23 protein-coding genes, 1 pseudogene and 1 other annotated feature are annotated in these 18,231 nt (G+C 40.4%); of the genes and pseudogenes, 7 read left to right on the forward strand and 17 right to left on the reverse strand.

Annotation, left to right across the window (positions count from 1 at the left end):
• The 8 genes and pseudogenes from G6R02_RS19970 to rlmH form a co-directional block, all read right to left on the reverse strand.
• A partial coding sequence (locus tag G6R02_RS19970) for a hypothetical protein (protein WP_205520240.1) occupies positions 1 to 186 on the reverse strand: 186 nt, incomplete at its 3' end.
• 19 nt (positions 187 to 205) lie between these two features.
• The gene (gene tnpB, locus G6R02_RS16245; protein WP_164670455.1) at positions 206 to 556 is read right to left on the reverse strand and encodes an IS66 family insertion sequence element accessory protein TnpB; all 351 of its coding nucleotides are present in this window, start codon (positions 554 to 556) and stop codon (positions 206 to 208) included.
• Positions 553 to 888: an IS66 family insertion sequence element accessory protein TnpA gene (tnpA, locus tag G6R02_RS16250; protein ID WP_164670456.1), complete on the reverse strand. Its 336-nt coding sequence runs from the start codon at positions 886 to 888 to the stop codon at positions 553 to 555. The genes tnpB and tnpA overlap by 4 nt, the downstream gene beginning before the upstream one ends.
• An 832-nt stretch (positions 889 to 1,720) precedes the next feature.
• Positions 1,721 to 2,122: a MerR family transcriptional regulator gene (locus G6R02_RS16260; RefSeq protein ID WP_164670458.1), complete on the reverse strand. Its 402-nt coding sequence runs from the start codon at positions 2,120 to 2,122 to the stop codon at positions 1,721 to 1,723.
• 13 nt (positions 2,123 to 2,135) lie between these two features.
• On the reverse strand, positions 2,136 to 2,468 hold the full coding sequence (locus G6R02_RS16265; protein WP_164670459.1) for a hypothetical protein: 333 nt from the start codon (positions 2,466 to 2,468) through the stop codon (positions 2,136 to 2,138).
• 67 nt (positions 2,469 to 2,535) lie between these two features.
• Positions 2,536 to 3,485: pseudogene (locus tag G6R02_RS20450) on the reverse strand (virulence RhuM family protein).
• A gap of 98 nt (positions 3,486 to 3,583) precedes the next feature.
• A complete protein-coding gene (locus tag G6R02_RS16275; protein ID WP_164670460.1) occupies positions 3,584 to 4,252 on the reverse strand; it encodes a DUF559 domain-containing protein in 669 nt (222 codons plus the stop codon).
• 222 nt (positions 4,253 to 4,474) lie between these two features.
• Positions 4,475 to 4,954 (reverse strand): 23S rRNA (pseudouridine(1915)-N(3))-methyltransferase RlmH, encoded by a 480-nt coding sequence (rlmH, locus tag G6R02_RS16280; RefSeq protein WP_164671092.1) that lies wholly within the window; start codon positions 4,952 to 4,954, stop codon positions 4,475 to 4,477.
• A gap of 175 nt (positions 4,955 to 5,129) precedes the next feature.
• Here rlmH and G6R02_RS16285 point away from each other — a divergent pair, with 175 nt between their 5' ends.
• On the forward strand, positions 5,130 to 5,687 hold the full coding sequence (locus tag G6R02_RS16285; protein ID WP_164670461.1) for a PadR family transcriptional regulator: 558 nt from the start codon (positions 5,130 to 5,132) through the stop codon (positions 5,685 to 5,687).
• Entirely contained in the window at positions 5,687 to 6,187 is a 501-nt protein-coding gene (locus G6R02_RS16290) for a DUF4188 domain-containing protein (RefSeq protein ID WP_164670462.1), read from the forward strand. Before G6R02_RS16285 ends, G6R02_RS16290 begins: the two co-directional genes overlap by 1 nt.
• Before the next feature lie 173 nt (positions 6,188 to 6,360).
• On the opposite strand, the gene G6R02_RS16295 is transcribed toward G6R02_RS16290, so the two are convergent.
• Positions 6,361 to 7,296, reverse strand: a complete 936-nt coding sequence (locus G6R02_RS16295; protein ID WP_164670463.1) for a glycine betaine ABC transporter substrate-binding protein — start codon at positions 7,294 to 7,296, stop codon at positions 6,361 to 6,363.
• A 341-nt stretch (positions 7,297 to 7,637) separates the two neighbouring features.
• Between G6R02_RS16295 and G6R02_RS16300 the strand changes: the two genes are divergently transcribed.
• The 4 genes from G6R02_RS16300 (at position 7,638) to G6R02_RS16315 (ending at position 10,770) form a co-directional block, all read left to right on the forward strand.
• Positions 7,638 to 8,114 carry a nucleoside deaminase gene (locus G6R02_RS16300; protein WP_164670464.1) on the forward strand — a complete coding sequence of 159 codons (477 nt, stop codon included), beginning with the start codon at positions 7,638 to 7,640 and terminating at the stop codon, positions 8,112 to 8,114.
• 255 nt (positions 8,115 to 8,369) lie between these two features.
• Positions 8,370 to 9,107: a MerR family transcriptional regulator gene (locus G6R02_RS16305; protein ID WP_164670465.1), complete on the forward strand. Its 738-nt coding sequence runs from the start codon at positions 8,370 to 8,372 to the stop codon at positions 9,105 to 9,107.
• Positions 9,104 to 10,039, forward strand: a complete 936-nt coding sequence (locus G6R02_RS16310; RefSeq protein ID WP_164670466.1) for an ABC transporter ATP-binding protein — start codon at positions 9,104 to 9,106, stop codon at positions 10,037 to 10,039. Before G6R02_RS16305 ends, G6R02_RS16310 begins: the two co-directional genes overlap by 4 nt.
• Positions 10,039 to 10,770: an ABC transporter permease gene (locus G6R02_RS16315; RefSeq protein ID WP_164670467.1), complete on the forward strand. Its 732-nt coding sequence runs from the start codon at positions 10,039 to 10,041 to the stop codon at positions 10,768 to 10,770. The genes G6R02_RS16310 and G6R02_RS16315 overlap by 1 nt, the downstream gene beginning before the upstream one ends.
• Before the next feature lie 40 nt (positions 10,771 to 10,810).
• On the opposite strand, the gene G6R02_RS16320 is transcribed toward G6R02_RS16315, so the two are convergent.
• The 8 genes from G6R02_RS16320 to G6R02_RS16355 all read right to left on the reverse strand — a co-directional run bounded on the left by G6R02_RS16320 (position 10,811) and on the right by G6R02_RS16355 (position 17,382).
• On the reverse strand, positions 10,811 to 12,082 hold the full coding sequence (locus G6R02_RS16320; RefSeq protein ID WP_164670468.1) for a glutamate-5-semialdehyde dehydrogenase: 1,272 nt from the start codon (positions 12,080 to 12,082) through the stop codon (positions 10,811 to 10,813).
• Positions 12,079 to 13,203, reverse strand: a complete 1,125-nt coding sequence (gene proB, locus G6R02_RS16325; RefSeq protein ID WP_164670469.1) for a glutamate 5-kinase — start codon at positions 13,201 to 13,203, stop codon at positions 12,079 to 12,081. The genes G6R02_RS16320 and proB overlap by 4 nt, the downstream gene beginning before the upstream one ends.
• Positions 13,204 to 13,247: 44 nt before the next feature.
• Positions 13,248 to 13,472 (reverse strand) — a binding site (T-box leader).
• A gap of 171 nt (positions 13,473 to 13,643) precedes the next feature.
• Positions 13,644 to 14,333, reverse strand: coding sequence for an LrgB family protein (locus G6R02_RS16330; RefSeq protein WP_164670470.1), 690 nt, complete (start codon positions 14,331 to 14,333; stop codon positions 13,644 to 13,646).
• Positions 14,326 to 14,697, reverse strand: a complete 372-nt coding sequence (locus G6R02_RS16335) for a CidA/LrgA family protein (RefSeq protein ID WP_246202636.1) — start codon at positions 14,695 to 14,697, stop codon at positions 14,326 to 14,328. The genes G6R02_RS16330 and G6R02_RS16335 overlap by 8 nt, the downstream gene beginning before the upstream one ends.
• A 165-nt stretch (positions 14,698 to 14,862) precedes the next feature.
• Positions 14,863 to 15,213 carry a DUF2200 domain-containing protein gene (locus G6R02_RS16340; protein ID WP_164670471.1) on the reverse strand — a complete coding sequence of 117 codons (351 nt, stop codon included), beginning with the start codon at positions 15,211 to 15,213 and terminating at the stop codon, positions 14,863 to 14,865.
• Between the two features lie 128 nt (positions 15,214 to 15,341).
• Complete coding sequence (locus tag G6R02_RS16345; RefSeq protein ID WP_164670472.1) at positions 15,342 to 15,689, reverse strand: DUF4260 domain-containing protein; 348 nt, start codon at positions 15,687 to 15,689, stop codon at positions 15,342 to 15,344.
• Between the two features lie 135 nt (positions 15,690 to 15,824).
• Entirely contained in the window at positions 15,825 to 16,262 is a 438-nt protein-coding gene (locus tag G6R02_RS16350) for a GNAT family N-acetyltransferase (protein ID WP_164670473.1), read from the reverse strand.
• A gap of 364 nt (positions 16,263 to 16,626) precedes the next feature.
• Positions 16,627 to 17,382, reverse strand: coding sequence for a hypothetical protein (locus G6R02_RS16355; protein ID WP_164670474.1), 756 nt, complete (start codon positions 17,380 to 17,382; stop codon positions 16,627 to 16,629).
• A 174-nt stretch (positions 17,383 to 17,556) separates the two neighbouring features.
• Between G6R02_RS16355 and G6R02_RS16360 the strand changes: the two genes are divergently transcribed.
• Positions 17,557 to 18,192 carry a TetR/AcrR family transcriptional regulator gene (locus tag G6R02_RS16360; protein WP_164670475.1) on the forward strand — a complete coding sequence of 212 codons (636 nt, stop codon included), beginning with the start codon at positions 17,557 to 17,559 and terminating at the stop codon, positions 18,190 to 18,192.
• Positions 18,193 to 18,231: the final 39 nt, after the last annotated feature.

Genomic DNA, 18,231 nt, shown 5'->3' on the forward strand with positions numbered 1-18,231 from the left:
GCGTTGTTGGCTCAAACGAAATTGTTCTTGGTACCATTTTAATTCCGCCTCCAACGCTTCATTTTCCATCTCAAGCTTTTCCGTACGCGCTTTAAAATATTCAATTGATTCGTTTGATGTATGCGCTCTATTTTCCATACGACAAGTATACGAAAAAGAATCCGACTTGCCTAGTCGAATTCCCATATTTCCATATTTCAAATTTTTATAGAATGGTTCGTGCTTTGACTTCCCGGTGTGCTTGCTTTTGTTCAATGGATAAACCATCTAGCAGCCAACGGAGTTGGCGCGGGCTAATGTTCATTGGCGCCGTCTCCTTTTCGGATGGCCAATGGAACGTGCCTCTTTCCAAACGCCGGTAATGCAACCAAAACCCATTATTCTCCCATTGCAGGATCTTTAGCTTATCGCGTTTTCGGTTACAAAACACGAACAGGCTGGGGGAAAAGGGGTCAAGGTCAAAGCATTCTTTTACAATCACTGCCAACCCATCAATGGATTTACGTAGATCCGTGCTGCCTCGGGCCAGATATACACGATCAAATTGAAAGTTCATCCGTTTTGGTTCTGCAGGATATGTATGACATCGGACAGTAATTGGATATTGGCTTCCGGTCGCACTTCAACGGAAATGGTATCAACATGAATAAAGATGGGTCCCTGGTCTTCGGCGTAAATTGGTTTATCGTCCACTTGAACAGTAAGCCACTGCGTTTCCGTTGCCTCCGGTTCTGGAGAAATCATATCTTTTTCAAACCGCTGAACCCAATAATACATTTGATGGACTTTGATTTCTTGATCCCGGCACCATCCGGCAATGCTTTGCCCGCTTTCTTTCCAGTCATCATATCGCGCTTTCCATTCTATTCTTTTGTCTTTCAGGGTCATTGCATAACCTCCCGAATTAATTTCTAAGAAGATTATCGCATGGTAACCCTGTGATTAAAACGTGTATTCTATTTGTCGCTTACTCATAATGCCCCCCTAAAATTATGTATTAAATTAAATATATTTGCTTTTTGCCATTATCCTAAAAGATACAAACAAATTCTAAAATATTATATCACATTGATTTGCTTTTTTACTGAAATATTTACCAATAAAATAGCTCTAGACTTTTACAATCTAGAGCTATTTCCTACTACCTTTTAAATTTACAATTAGTATCATTCATCTGTTTTCCAATTTGAGTTTCCAAAACATCTATACTTCCCTGTATTTGGTCAAGTGTCCCTATCCTATTTCCTGATCGTATTTCATCTTTAAGGTTATTCACTCGATAGATATCCTTTGTTTCTATGTTGCGGAACCCTCCAACTTGTATGAGTATCTAGCTGAGTCATGTCGAAATACAGGAGCCAACTCGCCTTTGCTTGTATTCCATCTTATCAATCTTGGAAACCAACAGAATCCAGCTTGAACTAATTCTTTAAAAGCTAATAGTAGTTGGCCTAAGGTGGTCAGAATACCTCTAAAAGGATTTCCTGATTCTAATAGAAACGGACTTCTACTTAACTGGGACATATCCCTAGATCCTTTTTATTTTTCTATGGGTTTATCGTTAAAATAATTCCAATTTTATATTCGCCTTTTATATATCTTATTTAGAATAGATTTATCAAATAAATATTACCTCTACTTGCTACTTTACCATCACTTATGATAAGGCTCACTAAAACCTGTGCTAAGGGTTTTATAAAATGATAGCCCCGAAAATTAATTATTGAATATTCACCTTCTTATTTTTCTCCAGCAGATATTCAATTTTATTATCTGCTCTTAACAGTACTTGTTTTATTTCTTTAATTTGTTCTTCCTTTTGAATCATTTGCTTGTGCTTATTTCGGAAAACCTCTTTTATTTGTTTAAGATTTTGAATCTCCTCATTTGTCATCTCTTTATTTTCATCAGTATATTTTGACCAATCCAAGAGCATTTTGATTTCTTTGAGGGAAAAACCGGTATTTTTTAGTTTGACAATTATTTCAACTACTTCGATGTCTTGTTCATTATAGTCCCGGTGATGTTTTTCTATCTTTGGATGTAGCAGGCCAATCTTTTCATAATAACGTATGGTGTCTTTACTTAGACCTGTGCATGATGCAATCTCGCTGATCTTCATGACAATTCACCTTCTATACAATATAGTTATAAACCAGCAATACTAGTATGACATGGAATATAAATCGAATAATATGATGACTGTATGTAAGTTTCCTCTTAGTCAATATCCCTTCTGCAATCGATAATAGATGCATTATTATAAATGCTACGATTAGCATAATGAACATACTATTCTTATTTGGAATAAATAAAATTACTAACATGCTAATAGATACAACCACAAAGAATATTGAACGAACCTGAAATTCATTTTCTTTCAATTGAAAAATTCCTGCCATTCCAGTTAATATAGCGTATAAACCAATCAACACATAGATAATAATAATCATTTCCGACACCTCCATCTTATATTACTAACACTTTAAAAGATGGAGTTAACTCCATGTCAATATTTTTTTATAATAAGAAGTTTCAAAGTTTCAAGAGTGAGGACCTTTTTTTAGATAGCGTGAAGTGATCGCTTCTTAAATCCTTGCTCTCGATAAATTTTTCAAAGTCATCATTTGAATTTTGTTGAATCCAATTTTGATTAAATTTTTCGTATTCTTGAGTGGCAATGGCAATCTTATCTGCAATGGTTTTTGAAATCTTTCCAGCGTTTTCTAGAATCTCACGTTCATTAAATTGCAGAAAGGCGTTCATTTTACTAATCCAATCTTTCATATACATTGGCCGTTGTCTTTCTGCTTGATCTTCAGCATAATCCAAATACATCGTAACTATTCGATTAAGTGACTTTAATTCCTTTTCAGACAAGTAGTTTTTAGCAACTGTTATGTCCTGTTTGCGTACTTTATCACCTCTCCATGACGTAAGACCCATATTTTCTTTCTCTGCCTTTGCTCTATTTGCTATGAGTTCTGCAGCCGTTTGACCGTGTATAGCAAATGGAGTTTATTTTGTACAGTGGCAAAAAACTCTTGGGTAACTTTTGCCTCTGGATCATAGTCAACGGAGGTAGCATAAATGTCTGTAATTTTTTGATAGAACCTTTTCTCAGAAGTTCGAATATCACAAATTCGTTCAAGTAATTCATCAAAATAATCTTGTCCAAAATTGCGCATTTCTTTCAGACAATCATCATCCATTGTAAAACCTTTGACAAGATACTCATTTAAACGTTCTGTCGCCCACTGGCGGAATTGTGTGCCCCGGTGGGAGCGTACACGGTAGCCGATTGCTAAAATCATTTCGAGGTTGTAGTGTTTTGCTTTATAATTCTTACCATCATTAGCAGTTGTCAAGTAAAACTTGACAACTGCATCCTCATCCAATTCTTCATCTTCAAAGATGTTTTTTATATGCAGACTTATATTCTGCTTTGTTGATTGATACAATTCCGAAATAGCTTTCTGCGTCATCCAAACGGTTTCATTTTCTAATCTGACGTCTATTTTTGTGTTGCCTTCTTCTGTTTGGTAGATTAGTATATTGGTTTCATTCTGCACCCTATTCACCCCTACTTGATTTTTGTAATCCTTTTACTCATTAAAAACTTAATAATACGGTTTAGGCCATAAAGTTCCTCGCCTTCATTAACCCTTATAAATTCAACCCCTAATTTTTCCTCAATAAATTTTTGTCGCATTCGATCATTAACAATTTGTTTTTTATGATGTTTTTCATCATATTCAATTACTAATCGCACTTCTGGTATGTAAAAATCAATGATATATTTTTCCACTTTAAATTGTGTATAAATATCCACAACACCATCAAAGGTACTCTTTAACATTTTTCCAAATTTCCGTTCTTTAATTGGTATAAACACTAAAAATTCCTTGCTCACACCATTTGCGTTTGTGAAATTTATCAAATTATTAAATTCCTCAAAATACTGACCCCTGATAGCAATATTAAAGATAACATCTAGATTATAATGTAAAATTTCCCTTTTAATTTTTCTACTACCTTCTTTTTTTATTATAGTATAATATTTTAAACAATTTTGTTCTTCTAAGTGTTTAAGGATATTCTTAATATGTTCATTAATCGTATTTACTCCCTTTTGAAATAACTCTGCTATTGCTTTCTGTGTCATCCAAACTGTTTCACTTGCTAACCTAACATCTATTTTTGTGTCGCAATACTCTGGTTGATAGATCAAAGTTTTTGTTTTATTTACCATTTCATCTATCACTCCTTTTGGGCTCTCTATTACCTATTATTATACCATTAATTCAATGAATAATTGCATTAAAAGGGAATGTTTGTTCTGTATCCGCAAATTTTTTTCAGACAAAAACTAAACCCCTTCAAACTTGTTAAAGAGTTCAAAGGGCTGTATTTTATTATTTAATTTGTTCTAATAAAGTTTTATTTAATTCTATTTCCACCCTTTGTTTTACCGCTATTTATGGTAAGGTTCATTCTTGGTAATCCGAAATCCCCGATAAACCTGCTCCAGCAACACCAGCCGCATCAACTGATGAGGAAACGTCATCCTGGAGAACGACAATGCTAAATCACTCCGCTTCTGCACTTCCTCACTGATTCCGAGCGAGCCGCCGATCACAAACGCTACTTTACTTTTCCCATACGTTGCAAGTTCGTCCAGTTTGGCTGCCAGTTGCTCGGAACTTAGCATTTTGCCTTCAATTTCGAGTGTTACGAGGTATGTGTCTGGAGTCACATTGGACAGGATCCGCTCGCCTTCTTTTCGCTTTACGTCCTGCATTTCGGCGTCACTCATGTTTTCCGGTGCTTTTTCGTCGGCGACTTCGACGATTTGGACTTTCGCGTACGGCCCGAGCCGCTTCAGATATTCCGCGATGCCCTGCTTCAGATATTTTTCCTTTATTTTTCCGACGGTGATGATGGTTATTTTCATCGGTTGAACATCCTTTTCTCGTTGCATTCTTTTATCGTTATTTTACCAAAAAACATGTGCAAAAACATGTCCACAAATTAAAGATTTGTAAAATTTTCAAAATATTATTGTCATTTATGAAGTTTTACTGTATAATATATCAAAAAGATACATATCATGATGATAGGTGGTTATTATGACAAAACATAATCATACAACATACGCGATACTGGGGCTGCTCACGATTGGGTGCAATTCGGGGTATGCGATCAAGCAGATGATGGACCAGAGCCTGAATCATTTTTGGAAGATCAGCTACGGACAGATTTATCCGACGCTGAAGAAGCTTGTTGCTGACGGGCTGACTACGGTTGAGGAAACGCAGCAGGAAGGCAAACCGGCCAAGAAGGAATATTTTATAACACCTGAAGGGAAAGCGGCATTGCTGGAGTGGGTGCAAAGCCCTGTTGATGCCGTTCCTGTTGAGAAAAATGATGTACTGCTGAAGGTTTTTTTCAGTCGGCATCAAACCCATGACAAGACGATAGCCCAGCTGGAAACGTACAAACAAAAACTCCAGGAGCGCTATCAGACATATGAGGCGATTGAAGAAATGATTCAGACGAATTTACACGATGAAAAGGACGCGCCGTATTGGCTGTTTACCCTGAACTATGGAAAACGGGTGACAGCGGCTGCGATGGAATGGTGCGTGGATACAGTCCGTACCATTAACAATTGGGAGGGATCGTGATGGGAAAGAAGATTTTTGAAGGGCGGTATACGACGGAAAATGACCGGGATATGGTGGTATTCCTGATTGGCATGCGGATTAATAAGCGGCTTGCCGTGCGGAAATGGCTGCCGGTGTTCACCGCGATGCCGGGGATGATCCGGGAGTTGTATGAAAATCAGGAGAAGCTCGGTTTTCTGTCGATGGAAAATTACTTCGGGCTTCGGACAACGGTGATGATTACCTACTGGCGGTCGGAGGAGGATCTGCTTGCCTACTCAAGGGGGCAGAAGCATTTGACGGCGTGGAAGAATTTTAACCGGAAAATTGGTGATACGGATGCAATTGGGATTTATCATGAAACGTATGTCTTGCCGAGTGGCAGTTATGAAGCGATTTATGGGAATATGCCGGTTTATGGGCTGGGTAAGGCGGCTAGGCATATGCCGGTGACAAGGGAGACGAGGACTGCTAAGAAGAGATTGAATCAGGTTGATACTTCATCACAAAGCCTTGGTTGATAGAAGGCTTTTTCTTTTGCCTTTTGGTCCAAGGGGACAGTTCCTTGGACCATTTTTAGGTATGTATTAATGAATGGTGGAGTGGACCGGGGTGCCTGTCCCCATGGTCCCTGGGCGGATCTCAACAAAAAGGAAGCAAAAGGGCAGGTCCCTTTGCTTCCACTTGCTTCTCCTTATTTAATACCTTCCAGCCATTTTTCTACCAGGTCTGGATTATTGTCAACGAATTTTTGTGCGGCCTCTTCTTCATCCATGCCATCTTTAACATCAGACATCATCGTTTGTGTTTGTTTCTTTGTAAGTGAGAATTTTTCAAGGAACTTATATGCTGCTGGTGATTGTTCTTGAAAGTCTTTCCCGGCGAGTGATATTATATCATCCGGTTTGCCAAATGTTCCTTTCGGGTCATCCAGGAACTTTATATCAAATTCATTGAATGTCCAGTGTGGTGTCCATAACGTGACAACAATCGGTTCATTTTTATCGATTGCACCTGATAAAGCTGAGGACATAGCTGCGCCGGAGCTTTCAAGCAGTTCCCAATCTTCATTTAACTTGTATCCAGGCATGACGTCACTTTCCATTAGTTTCATTTCACCTGCTCCGGGACTGATACCTGTAATTGTCCATTCCAGCTTTTCTCCAACATTATTCGTGTTATTTGCCAAATCTTCAATCGAATTAATATTCTCCATATATGACGGAACAGCTAAACCAAGTTTCACGGTTTCCGTAACCGTGTTGATTTTTTGAAGGCTATCTTTATATTGTTCCCAGTAACTTCCATGTGTTGTTGGGAGCCACGCGCCAACAATTGCATCTGATGATCCATCAGCCAGACCGGCATATTGAACACCAACGTCTGTTTGATTTACTGTGACGTCATAACCGACCTGCTCCAGCACTAGTTTTGCTACGTAAGTATTTGTTGTGTTGGACACATAACTATCTGTTCCTAATGTAAGGCTTGTTTCTCCAAGATTTCCGTTGTCACTCGAATCATCGGTATTGCCAGATTCATTCTCCTGATTACCGTTACCACATGCAGCTAATATCATGGCCGCCATGACAATAACAGTGATACTTAAAAAGCGATATTTTTTCCACATATATAAGTCGAACTCTCCTTTTTTTTATAATCGACAAATAAAATTGTAATAAAAAAATTCAAGAAACCCAAATCCCATTTTCCTCCGTATTTTAGTAAATATGAATGTCAGACCATTTCTATCCGTATTTAGATTACTTGTTCTTTGAATTTATTTATATTATGCATATATGAAGCGGTTTCATACATATGCAAGTGGGTGCCTGGTCAATTATTAATCAGTTTATCTTGCAAGAAGCAGGAAGGCAGACTAACAACGTGATACAATGATGTTAATCGGGCAATAGAACGGGGAAGCTGCTTTTTTAAAAAGGAAATTTCAAAAGAAGGGAGTATTTTAATATGATAAACGATACCGATTTTAAACATTTGCAACGTTGTGTTGAACTTGCGAAACAAGCCTTGGATATCGGTGATGAGCCATTTGGGTCCGTTCTTGTCTCAGCCGATGGAAAGGTGCTGGCAGAAGACCATAACCGCGTATCCGGCGGCGACCAGACCCAGCACCCGGAGTTTGCTTTAGCGCGCTGGTCAGCGGAAAACATGACACCCGAAGAACGAAACAAAGCGACCGTATATACCTCTGGTGAACATTGCCCTATGTGCGCCGCAGCCCACGGTTGGGTTGGATTAGGCCGTATTGTTTATGCCAGTTCATCCAAGCAGCTGGCACAATGGATGAGTGAAATGGGTGTTCCTGCATCACGTGTCCGTAATCTTCCCATTCAGGACGTTATACGTGATACCCCGATAGATGGGCCTGTTCCTGAACTTTCAGAGCAAGTCAGGGATCTTCATCGTCAGCTTCATGCGAAGTGACGCTAAGTGTGGGCAGAGAAAGGGTCCGAGGTCCAAGGGGACAGGTTCCTGGGACCATTTTTAGGTATGTATTAATGAGTGTAAAAAATTATGTGAAACATTAAATAACGTGCCCATTGGAAGTTGGGCAGAATTACTAAAAAGCTTGGTGGCCCAGGGTGCCTGTCCCCACGGTCCAAGCTTTTTTTAATTTTCCCTTGAACCGCACGTTACGTGTTGTTTTATACTTAAAGAGCGAAAAGAAGGGATGATGCCATGTACACGATTGGAAAGCTGTCAAAGAATACAGGAGTTACAGTGAGGACATTGGATTATTATGATGAAATTGGTTTGATTAAACCTTCATCAAAGACGGAGGGAGGGCATCGTTTATACAGTGAGGATGACGTCATGCGGCTGGAACGTGTTTTAGCTTTAAAATATATGGGATTTTCACTGGAGCAGGTTAAAAATATCCTGGAAAATTCCACTTCGACCTGGAAGGAGTCGATTCAGCAGCAGCAGGAACTGATTAAACGGGAACAGGAACGCCTGCAGAAGTTGGAACATGCGCTGCTCGGTGTCTCTTATTCCATTGAAATGGAGGGGGAGATTAACTGGCAAATTATTTTCGGAATTATTCAGTTGTATCAGCAGGGTCCTGAAGATGCCTTAAAGCAATATGAGGATTACTTGAACGAAGATGAAATGAGAAAAATCATGGAAATGAATCCGCAAAATATGAGTGAGGAAGACATCAGGGCATGGATGAGGGTCATTCAGGATATCAAAATCAACCTGGACATCGACCCGGCTTCAGAAAAGGCACAGCAGCTGGTGGAAAGCTGGGCAAATCAGTCAGATAAAATGTTTGGAAATGATGAAGAATTAATGGGGAATATGTGGGAAGCGTTGCAAAATTTAAAGGAGGGGATTGCCTTTTATCCAATGAATAAAGATGTCATCCATTTCATTGAAAGGGTTTATATGGCAAAGGAGGGGCTGGAAAAATGATTCTCGATGTAAAAGGGGTAACGAAAGTTTTTCGTGGTAAAGGAACATCCAAAAATGTAGCCAATGACAATCTCTCATTTACGATTAATAAAGGGGAAATATTTGGGCTTCTTGGACAGAATGGTGCTGGCAAAACAACATTGGTCAATCAAATATTAGGACTGTTAACGCCTGACGATGGTGATATGGAACTGTTGGGTGAATCGGTAACGGCCTCACCTGAGCGTGCCAGGTCGATTTGTTCCGTGCAGCCGCAATCCCAGGTGCCATTGGGTCTTCTTACGCCAAAGCAGGCAGTTACTCTGATGGGAAAAATGCGGGCAGGGAAAAACTTTGATCCAAAGCGGGTGGAAGAGCTTTTTGAGGCATTGGATATGGGGGAATGGGCAAATACAGTAGGTGAAAAGCTCTCAGGTGGTGCAAAACGGCTGACAACATTTTGTATGGCGGTAATTGCTCCCGGTGATCTGGTTATCCTTGATGAGCCTACCAACGATGTTGATCCGGTTCGCAGGCGTTATCTCTGGCAGGTGATACGTGACCTGACGAAGAATGGAAACGCCGTTATTTTAGTAACACACAATGTCCTGGAAGCGGAAAAGGCAGTGGATCGGGTGGCTATTATGGATAAAGGAAAAATCCTGACTCAAGGAGACCCATCAGAAGTAAAAAGTTCCGTGGGCGATCGGATGCGAATTGAGCTCAGTTTAGAAAAGGATTTAAAAAATATAGCGGTTCCCGATTGGGCACTTTCCTCGCACCAGAATGGATCCCGTTTAATTTTCTCTCTGGATCCGTCAAACGTATCGCCTACAATCGATTGGGCAAAGGACCAGGCAGATAAAGGGCTGGTTATCGACTATTCCTTATCTCCAACTACAATTGAGGATGCGTATATTGAATTAACTTCAAAAAAAGGAGCGGTCTCGTAATGAATACATTCAGTCATTATAAGTATGTTTTTCAGATGCAGCTTCTCAGAAATGCCGGTTTTTTCATGTTTATCGCTTTAATACAAATATTGATATCGATTGGAATTGTTATCGGATTTACCTATCTCATACCAAATCCGGATACGGAAACGATTCTATTCTTAGCAACAGGCGCCCCAACCATTATTCTAATTTTTACAGGGCTGGTTATCCTGCCGCAACAGATTGGTACTGCAAAGACAGATGGCTATATGGAGTATATGCGTACATGGCCTGTTAACCGCTCCGTCATACTTGGTGCTGATACAACCATATGGTTAATCATTACGTTACCGGCTATTATCGTTTCTACTATCGTTGCACACCTCATGTTCAGCCCGGGATACGATATTTCTTGGACAGTGGCTCCGGCTTTACTTATGATTGCATTAACTTCCATTGGTGTTGGCTATGGGTTTTCCTATCTGTTATCACCAACAGCGTCACTGGGCATTTCTCAAGTTGTTATATTTGGAGCGCTTATGTTTTCACCGGTAAACTTTCCAATGGACCGGCTGCCGGAATGGCTTCAGGCACTTCATGAAATATTGCCCCTCTACTCCATGGCAGAGGTTATGCGTGCATCCCTGGCTTCATCCACCTTTGAAGCAACTGCAGGAAATTATGTTAATTTAATGGTTTGGTGCATTTTAGGATTTGGCGGGGCTATTTATATTTTGAACAGGAAGTAGATGTAGGGCCAGGGGGACAGGGCACCCTCCGGCCAAAACTCTACTTCATTTGCCCGTTACCGCTGACTGTGTATTTAGTTGACGTTAATGCGGACAACCCCATTGGTCCGCGGGCATGGAGTTTTTGTGTACTGATTCCGATTTCGGCGCCAAATCCGAATTCAAATCCATCTGTGAAGCGGGTTGAAGCGTTGTGATAGACGGCAGCGGCATCAACTTCTGTGAAAAATTGGTCGACATGATCCATGGAAGAAGAAATAATAGCTTCGGAATGTTTTGTTCCGTATTGATTAATGTGGTGAATGGCCTCTTGCACGTTTTCAACAACTTTTACGGCAACTTCCAGCCCTAAGTATTCGGTGCCGTAATCTTCTGTTGTTACTGGAATGATATCCTTTCCTGCCTGCTGGACCGTTTCATCGCCGTGAATTTGAACGTCTTTCTCCTGCAGGGCAGTTATTAAATCGGCTAAATGACTAGATGCCCAATCACGCTGTACGAGTATGGATTCACAAGCATTACATACAGACGGACGCTGTGTTTTGGCATTAACGGCAATAGCAGCGGCCATTGTTGGGTCTGCTGTTTCATCAATATAAACATGACAATTGCCTGCACCTGTTTCCAAAACAGGGACGGTTGCGTTTTCGACTACCGTCTGAATCAATGCTGCGCCACCGCGCGGTATTAAAACATCGAGATATTCTTTCAGTTTGAACATTTGCGATGTCGTTTCCCGCCTTGTGTCTTCCAGCAGCTGCACAGACCCCACCGGCAGATCACTTACTTCAAGCGCATTCCGGATGACGCTGACAATCGCTTTGTTGGAATAAATAGCTGATGAACTTCCGCGAAGCAATACGGCATTCCCGGTTTTTAAACAAAGGCTTGCTGCATCAACCGTTACATTGGGTCTGGCTTCATAAATCATTCCTGCCACCCCCAGCGGAACCCGGATTTCCGTGATTTCAAGGCCATTTGGACGTGTCCACTTTTCAAGCACTTCCCCGATTGGATCATCAAGGTTTGTTAACTGTATCAGGGCATCTGCCATGGCTTTTATACGTGCCTTATCCAACATTAAGCGGTCAAGGTACGATTCGCTCATCCCTTTTTCTTTACCCGCCAGTAAATCTTTTTTATTTTCCGCAATGATAAATGCTTGTTCATTGATCAGCTGTTCTGCAATCGCATAAAGCGCGTTATTTTTCTGCTCGGTTGCTGCTTTTGCTAATGTGGAGGCGGCATCCTTTGCTTTTGCCGCTTTCTGCAATAACTCACTGCTCTTATTTTCGTGAATAATTTCAGTCATACTTCATTCTCCTTTCGTTTTTGACGCACCCAATTATCCCTGTGAATTACTACGCGATGAGTACTGTTTATCTTCATCATCGCTTCTGCGCTTGACAGTCCTTTAATCTTCAAAAGTTGATCCGATGAAAAATTCACCATTCCGATGCCGACTATTTCGCCTTTGACGTTGGCAACCTTTACGGCATCATTGGGCCGGAATTCACCGAATACGTTTGTTACGCCGGCTGGCAGCAGACTTTTTCCATGGTCCAAAATAGCAGCTGCAGCACCCTGATCAACTTCAATTTTTCCATTTGGTACAGAATGCAGGGCGAGCCACTGCTTTGACGTGTTCATACTTGCCGCGGCGGTGTCTCCGATATAGGTTCCATCCCCTTTACCCGCAAGAATATGAGTAAATGTTTCTTCACCGGAAGGAAATCCGATAAACACTTTAACTCCTAAATCCAATGCAGTTTGCGCTGCTTCGATTTTTGACTTCATTCCGCCGGTACCCACCTTTGTGCCTGTTCCGGAAGCACGGCTTAGTAAGCTGTCATCAATCGTATGAAGAAAATTAAACCTTTTTGCATTAGGGTGTGTTCGCGGATTTTGATCATATATGCCATTGATATCGGTTATGATCATTAAATAATCCGCATGAACGAAACCGCCTACTAATGCTGATAACATGTCATTATCGCCAAAGGTCAATTCTTCGACTGCCACGGAGTCATTTTCATTTATAATCGGCAGTACATTACGTTTTAAGAGCTCAGATAATGTTGCATTCGCATTGTTGTACTGCTCTTTATGGAGTAAGTTCTGCCTGGTTAACAGTAATTGCGCTGCAACAATACCGTGTTTTTTCAATTGCTCTGTATATCCTTTTAATAGTAATCCTTGACCTACTGCTGCAGCTGCCTGTTTGCCGGCAATCGTTTCAGGACGCGAAGGATAGCCCAAATCAGCAAAGCCGGCTGCAACCGCTCCGGATGAAATGAGAATAACCTCATGCCCAAACTGCTTTAATCGTGCAAGTGCATCTGTATGCGCACACAGCTTCTCAGTGCTCAGATTGCCATTTTTATTTGTCAGAGAACTGCTGCCTATTTTGATAACAATACGTTGCTTTTTCATGACCTTGACGCTCCTTCCGTTAAAAAAATGCGCTTCCATCCTTGTAAAAGGACGAAAGCGCATTGTCTCCGTGGTACCACCTTGATTGATTCTGGAATAGTTTCCAGAATCCACTCATAAACCCGTTAACGAAGGGGTTCCGGCTGGGATTTGCCCAACAGTTCAGGGGATAGGTTCAATAGCATTGCAGGTTGTAAAATCTTTCAGCCGATGAATTCTACTCTCTTTCACCCGAGGACTATTTACTGATTCCCAATCATTACTTTTCCCTGTATAAAATTGCAAATTATTGTTTAATTATAAATTAGAAAACATTATGAACCAATTTCAGTATTATGTCAATGGGGGACGAGGACTTTTTTTCAGGGGCAGGTCCAGGGGGACAAGTTCCTTGGGCCATTAAAAGCAGCGTGGCCCGGGGTGCCTGTCCCCACGGTCCACTACATCAAAACAGCAACCAGCCCCGGCGTAATAACCGATACAACTACCGCACTGACAACCATCGCAATCGTACTGACCGACCCTGCAAGCTGGTCTTGTTCCATGATGGTTGCCGTTCCGATGGCATGTGAGGCACTGCCCATTCCGACACCGCGTCCGATAGGGTGTTGAATCCGGAAGTATTTCATGACGGTGGAACCGATCAACACACCACCAATTCCAGCTGTCATTACAAAAACCGCCGCCAAAGGGGTTACTCCACCAAGCGAGTCCGCGATGGCCATAGCTACCGGGGTCGTGACGGATTTTGGCGCAAGTGAATGGATAATTAACTGATCAAATCCGGCCCATTTTGCAAGTATTACACCCGTGGACACGCCCACTGCTGAGCCAATCATCGTTCCGCAAAGGATGGGTACCAGCAATTTTTTCAATATTTCCCGCCGCTGATAAACCGGATAGGCGAGCGCCACAATTGCCGGTCCCAGCAAATGGTTTATCCATTCACCGCCAAGCATGTAAGCCTCATAGGGAATGTGAAACGCCAGTAATATAACAATGATGATCAACGATGATATAATGACAGGTATAGTAAATGGGGAATTGATTTTTTTGTATGTATACACTGCCGCTAAATAAATACCTACCGTACCCGCTATAGCGGCAATGGCAATCAGGATGTCAGTCATGTTCTACATCCTTTCCGCGCATCATCCACTGGCTCACAAGTCCTGATCCTGCCATGACGAATACCGTACTCATGAGAACAATCACAATCAGGAGCAATCCCTTCCCGGAAAAGACCCCGAAATAATTGATAATCCCGACCGTGGCAGGAATATAAAACAGGGTTAAATGTTTTACAAAAAAGTTAGCACCCTTTTCTACCCACACTTCCTTCACAACATTTGTTGAGAGCAGGATAAACAGAATAATCAATCCGATGACACTTCCGGGCACAAATAGATTCAGTGCTTCCTGAATCCAATGTCCGATTAGATAGATTCCATATAAAAAAGCTATTTGAATCATGATTTTACATACCTTCAGCAATGGATGACACTTCTTTCGGGAAATTTATAAATAAAGTCTATCATAGATTGATTGCGGACTATTGCGTTTCGAATTATAAATAAAAAATAACCCCTCATGCACGTTATCGGACTTGTGAAGGGTTATTTTTGCACGCTTTCTTTACTTCGTATTCCTTAATCATTATTATTTCCGCAAAATCTTCTCCATCGCTTTTCCCTTTGCCAATTCATCGATCAGCTTGTCCAAATAGCGAATTTCCTGCATCGTTGGTTCTTCTATTGTCTCCACCCGGACACCGCAGATTACTCCTTTGATCAATGTCCGTGAAGCATTCATTTGGGGGGCTTCCGCAAAGAAGGTTTCAAAGTCTGTCTTTTTTTCCAGTTGGGCTTCCAATTCTTCCTGGCTATACCCTGTCAACCAGCGAATAATTTCATCGACTTCCTCTTTTGTACGTCCTTTTTTCTCCGCCTTCGTAACATAATGGGGATAGACACTTGCAACACTCATTGTATAGATTTTATGTTTAGCCATGTTCAACCTGCCTTTCATGTATTTTGGATTGATTGTTCTTCTATTATATCATTAAAACGTTATTTTAAATTCGCATGGATTTGATGCACATTTCGAGGATATCGTGAAGCCTGATAATGGAAGTCCACTCAAATACGATTTAGGTGAGTATCTTGAAACGCAGTCGGATATTTCAATCCATAGCCAAGCATTCGATCCATACCGATATGAGCTGTCCAAATTAAGCTTATCATTAAAGAAAAATGGTTATTCACCAAAACACTAAATATTATAATTGCCAGCGGAATACTGTACGTGTGAAATAAGTTATACAATATCGAGCCAACCTTGACATTTTTTAAGTATCCCAGTGCTGACAAATCCGGTGCCAGCAATAAAATGACAAACACAAGCCAATTAAAATGAAGATAGAAGTAAAAATACGTACTTAATGCCAGAATTGCTAATCCCTCCATGTGCAATAAGAATTTATTCACGAATCTTCACCACTTTCAGGTATTTATTCTTATATATAGGTTATCGAATTTAAGTTTATCACAATTCAATTAACAATCTGACTCTTATATGCGATATAAGTCCATACTCCTTATTAGAGAAAAGCACCCGGTTACTTAACCTAAGGGTTTCTTAAATACATAACTCACCTTGCTGTAATCCATTTTTTCTTCATAAAAACGATGAGCATCCGTTCGTTTTAATCCAGATGACAAAGCGACACTTTCATAACCGTTTTCTTCAGCCCATTCTTGTACGTAAGAAAGAAGTCTCTCACCATATCCTTTTGAACGATGATTGCTATCCGTAACTAAATCACATACCCAAACAAAACGCCCATAATAAAGAGTTATCATAGGTTTAAAACCGGTGACTGCCACAACTTCTCCGTCGTTATACAAAGCAACCAGTTTGTACATATCTTTTTCTTTGGCTTCAGCTACCAGATCAAGATAAGTCGTTTCATCCAGATGAGTGCGTAATTGATTCATTACAGGAAATGCTTCAAGTATTTCCTTCTGTGATTGAAGTTCCTTGATGGTTACAGTGTCCATTAATAAACTCCTTTTTTAACTACTTTCTAAATTAAAACAATTTTCTTTGTTGCCATTTTAACATATGTTACATGTCTTCAGTCGTAAAGTTCCTTTTAGTTTGATCTAAGATTTAAGCGTGCGCTTTAACCAATTTATTTTATTTCCCTGTTTATAACTATAATCGAATGTGCTCTTAAAAAAGTGGCAGATTTCCCTTAAAAATTTTTCTGATTCTTATGCCACTTTTTACAGAGCTGTAACGATTATAGTATTGAATAGATATGAAGCAAGAGGACTGCCCCTTTGATTCAACGATCAGGGGCTTATCAGAAAAATAGATTCTTTAGTAAATATCCGCCGGTAGAACCGGCGGATATTTACTTCAATCAGAAGGCTTCTTGTTTTCCACCTTTTTCTGATCCATATACAATGTCAGCGGTCGGTCTGACCCGGTCATTAGCTTATAAACGTATGAGGAAGTCAGGTCGTAGCTGCTTTCAATTTTTTCGGAAAGGTGGCTGGTTCTCTCAAACAGAATCGACCGGAAATGATCGAGCTGCCGCAATGTTTTTTCCATCAGGGCTTCCTGGTTTTCCAGCCGGTCGAGTACGTTCTTCTGCTGGTGATCCTGTCCGTCAATCCGCTCGGTTAATTGCTTATTGAAATCAATCAGTTCGTTTACCTGTTCGGTCAGCTGCTCGCCTGTAGACTCATATTCCTCCAGCTTCGAAAACACTTCCCCGTTTGATTGTTGCAATGCATTTATTTCGTTCATGATTCTCTGATTAGTCTGGTCTTCATTTTCCGCGATTTGCTGGAGTTTGCGATTATTTTTATCCAATGTTTGCAGCCATTCGATTGCCTGATTTTCAAATTGCTCATGCTTTACTTTTGTTTCATTCAGACTGTGTAATTGCCTGCTGACATCTCTCCATCTGTTTGCCTGCGTGTTGTTTTGCTTATGTTGCAACGCTTTCAGATTATGAAAAGAATCAGACAGGGCACGGTTTATTTTCTTCTGTTCGTTTATCATTTCGGAAAAGTGATCATATCGGAAATACCCCTGATTCGGCTCCAGGATTTCGCCGTCATTCCTGAAAACGTCAGGGTGTTTATTTTTGTTGATAAAGAGTCCCATTTTTTGCTCACATCCCGTTATTGTAGTTTCGTATTATCCTATGCAAAGGAGTGCAATACGGGACAATGAACTATTTGAATGGTTTCCCAAAATTTATGATTGACCACTATGGTCTATGGTGTTATTCTGAAATCGACCACCTTGGTCTTAAACTAAAAAGGAGTGGTTATAAAAATGAACGAAACATTTAATAACCTTGATGAAACGAAGCAAAAAAGAATATTAAATGCCGCACTTAAAGAGTTCTCGGAAAATGGATATGAGCAAGCTTCCACAAATAAAATCATAAAAACAGCTGGAATAGGAAAGGGGATGCTCTTTTACTATTTCAACAATAAAAAGGATCTTTATGAATACCTTGTTGAGTATGCACTTCATGTTATGAATAACGAATTTTTGCAACTCATTGACCTCGATGAACCTGATTTTATTGAAAGATTGAAGCAAATAGCTCAGATTAAAGCAACTTATCTTGATCATCATCCGTACGTCAGTAATTTTATCGGAACGGTATTTCTGAGTGATGAAGAGGAGTTACCGGAGGAACTGCAAACCCGTTTAATGGATGCTCAAAAAACCGGACATTCATTGTTATATAAGAATATTGACAAAAATTTGTTCCGCAATGATGTCGATGTGGAGAAAGCATTCAAGCTTATTCGATGGGCGATTGAAGGCTATCAGAATGAGTTAATGCAGCAATTTAAAGGTACAAAGATGGCATCTGTAGATTTAAAACCTTACTGGGACGAATTTTACGAATACCTGGATGTATTAAAGACAACTTTTTATGGAAAGGAGGGTCACTAATGAACGCTGGTTTAAAGCTACGTTCAAAGGCCGATGTGT

This window comes from Virgibacillus doumboii (assembly GCF_902806455.1).
Taxonomy (GTDB): Bacteria; Bacillota; Bacilli; order Bacillales; family Amphibacillaceae; genus Lentibacillus; species Lentibacillus doumboii.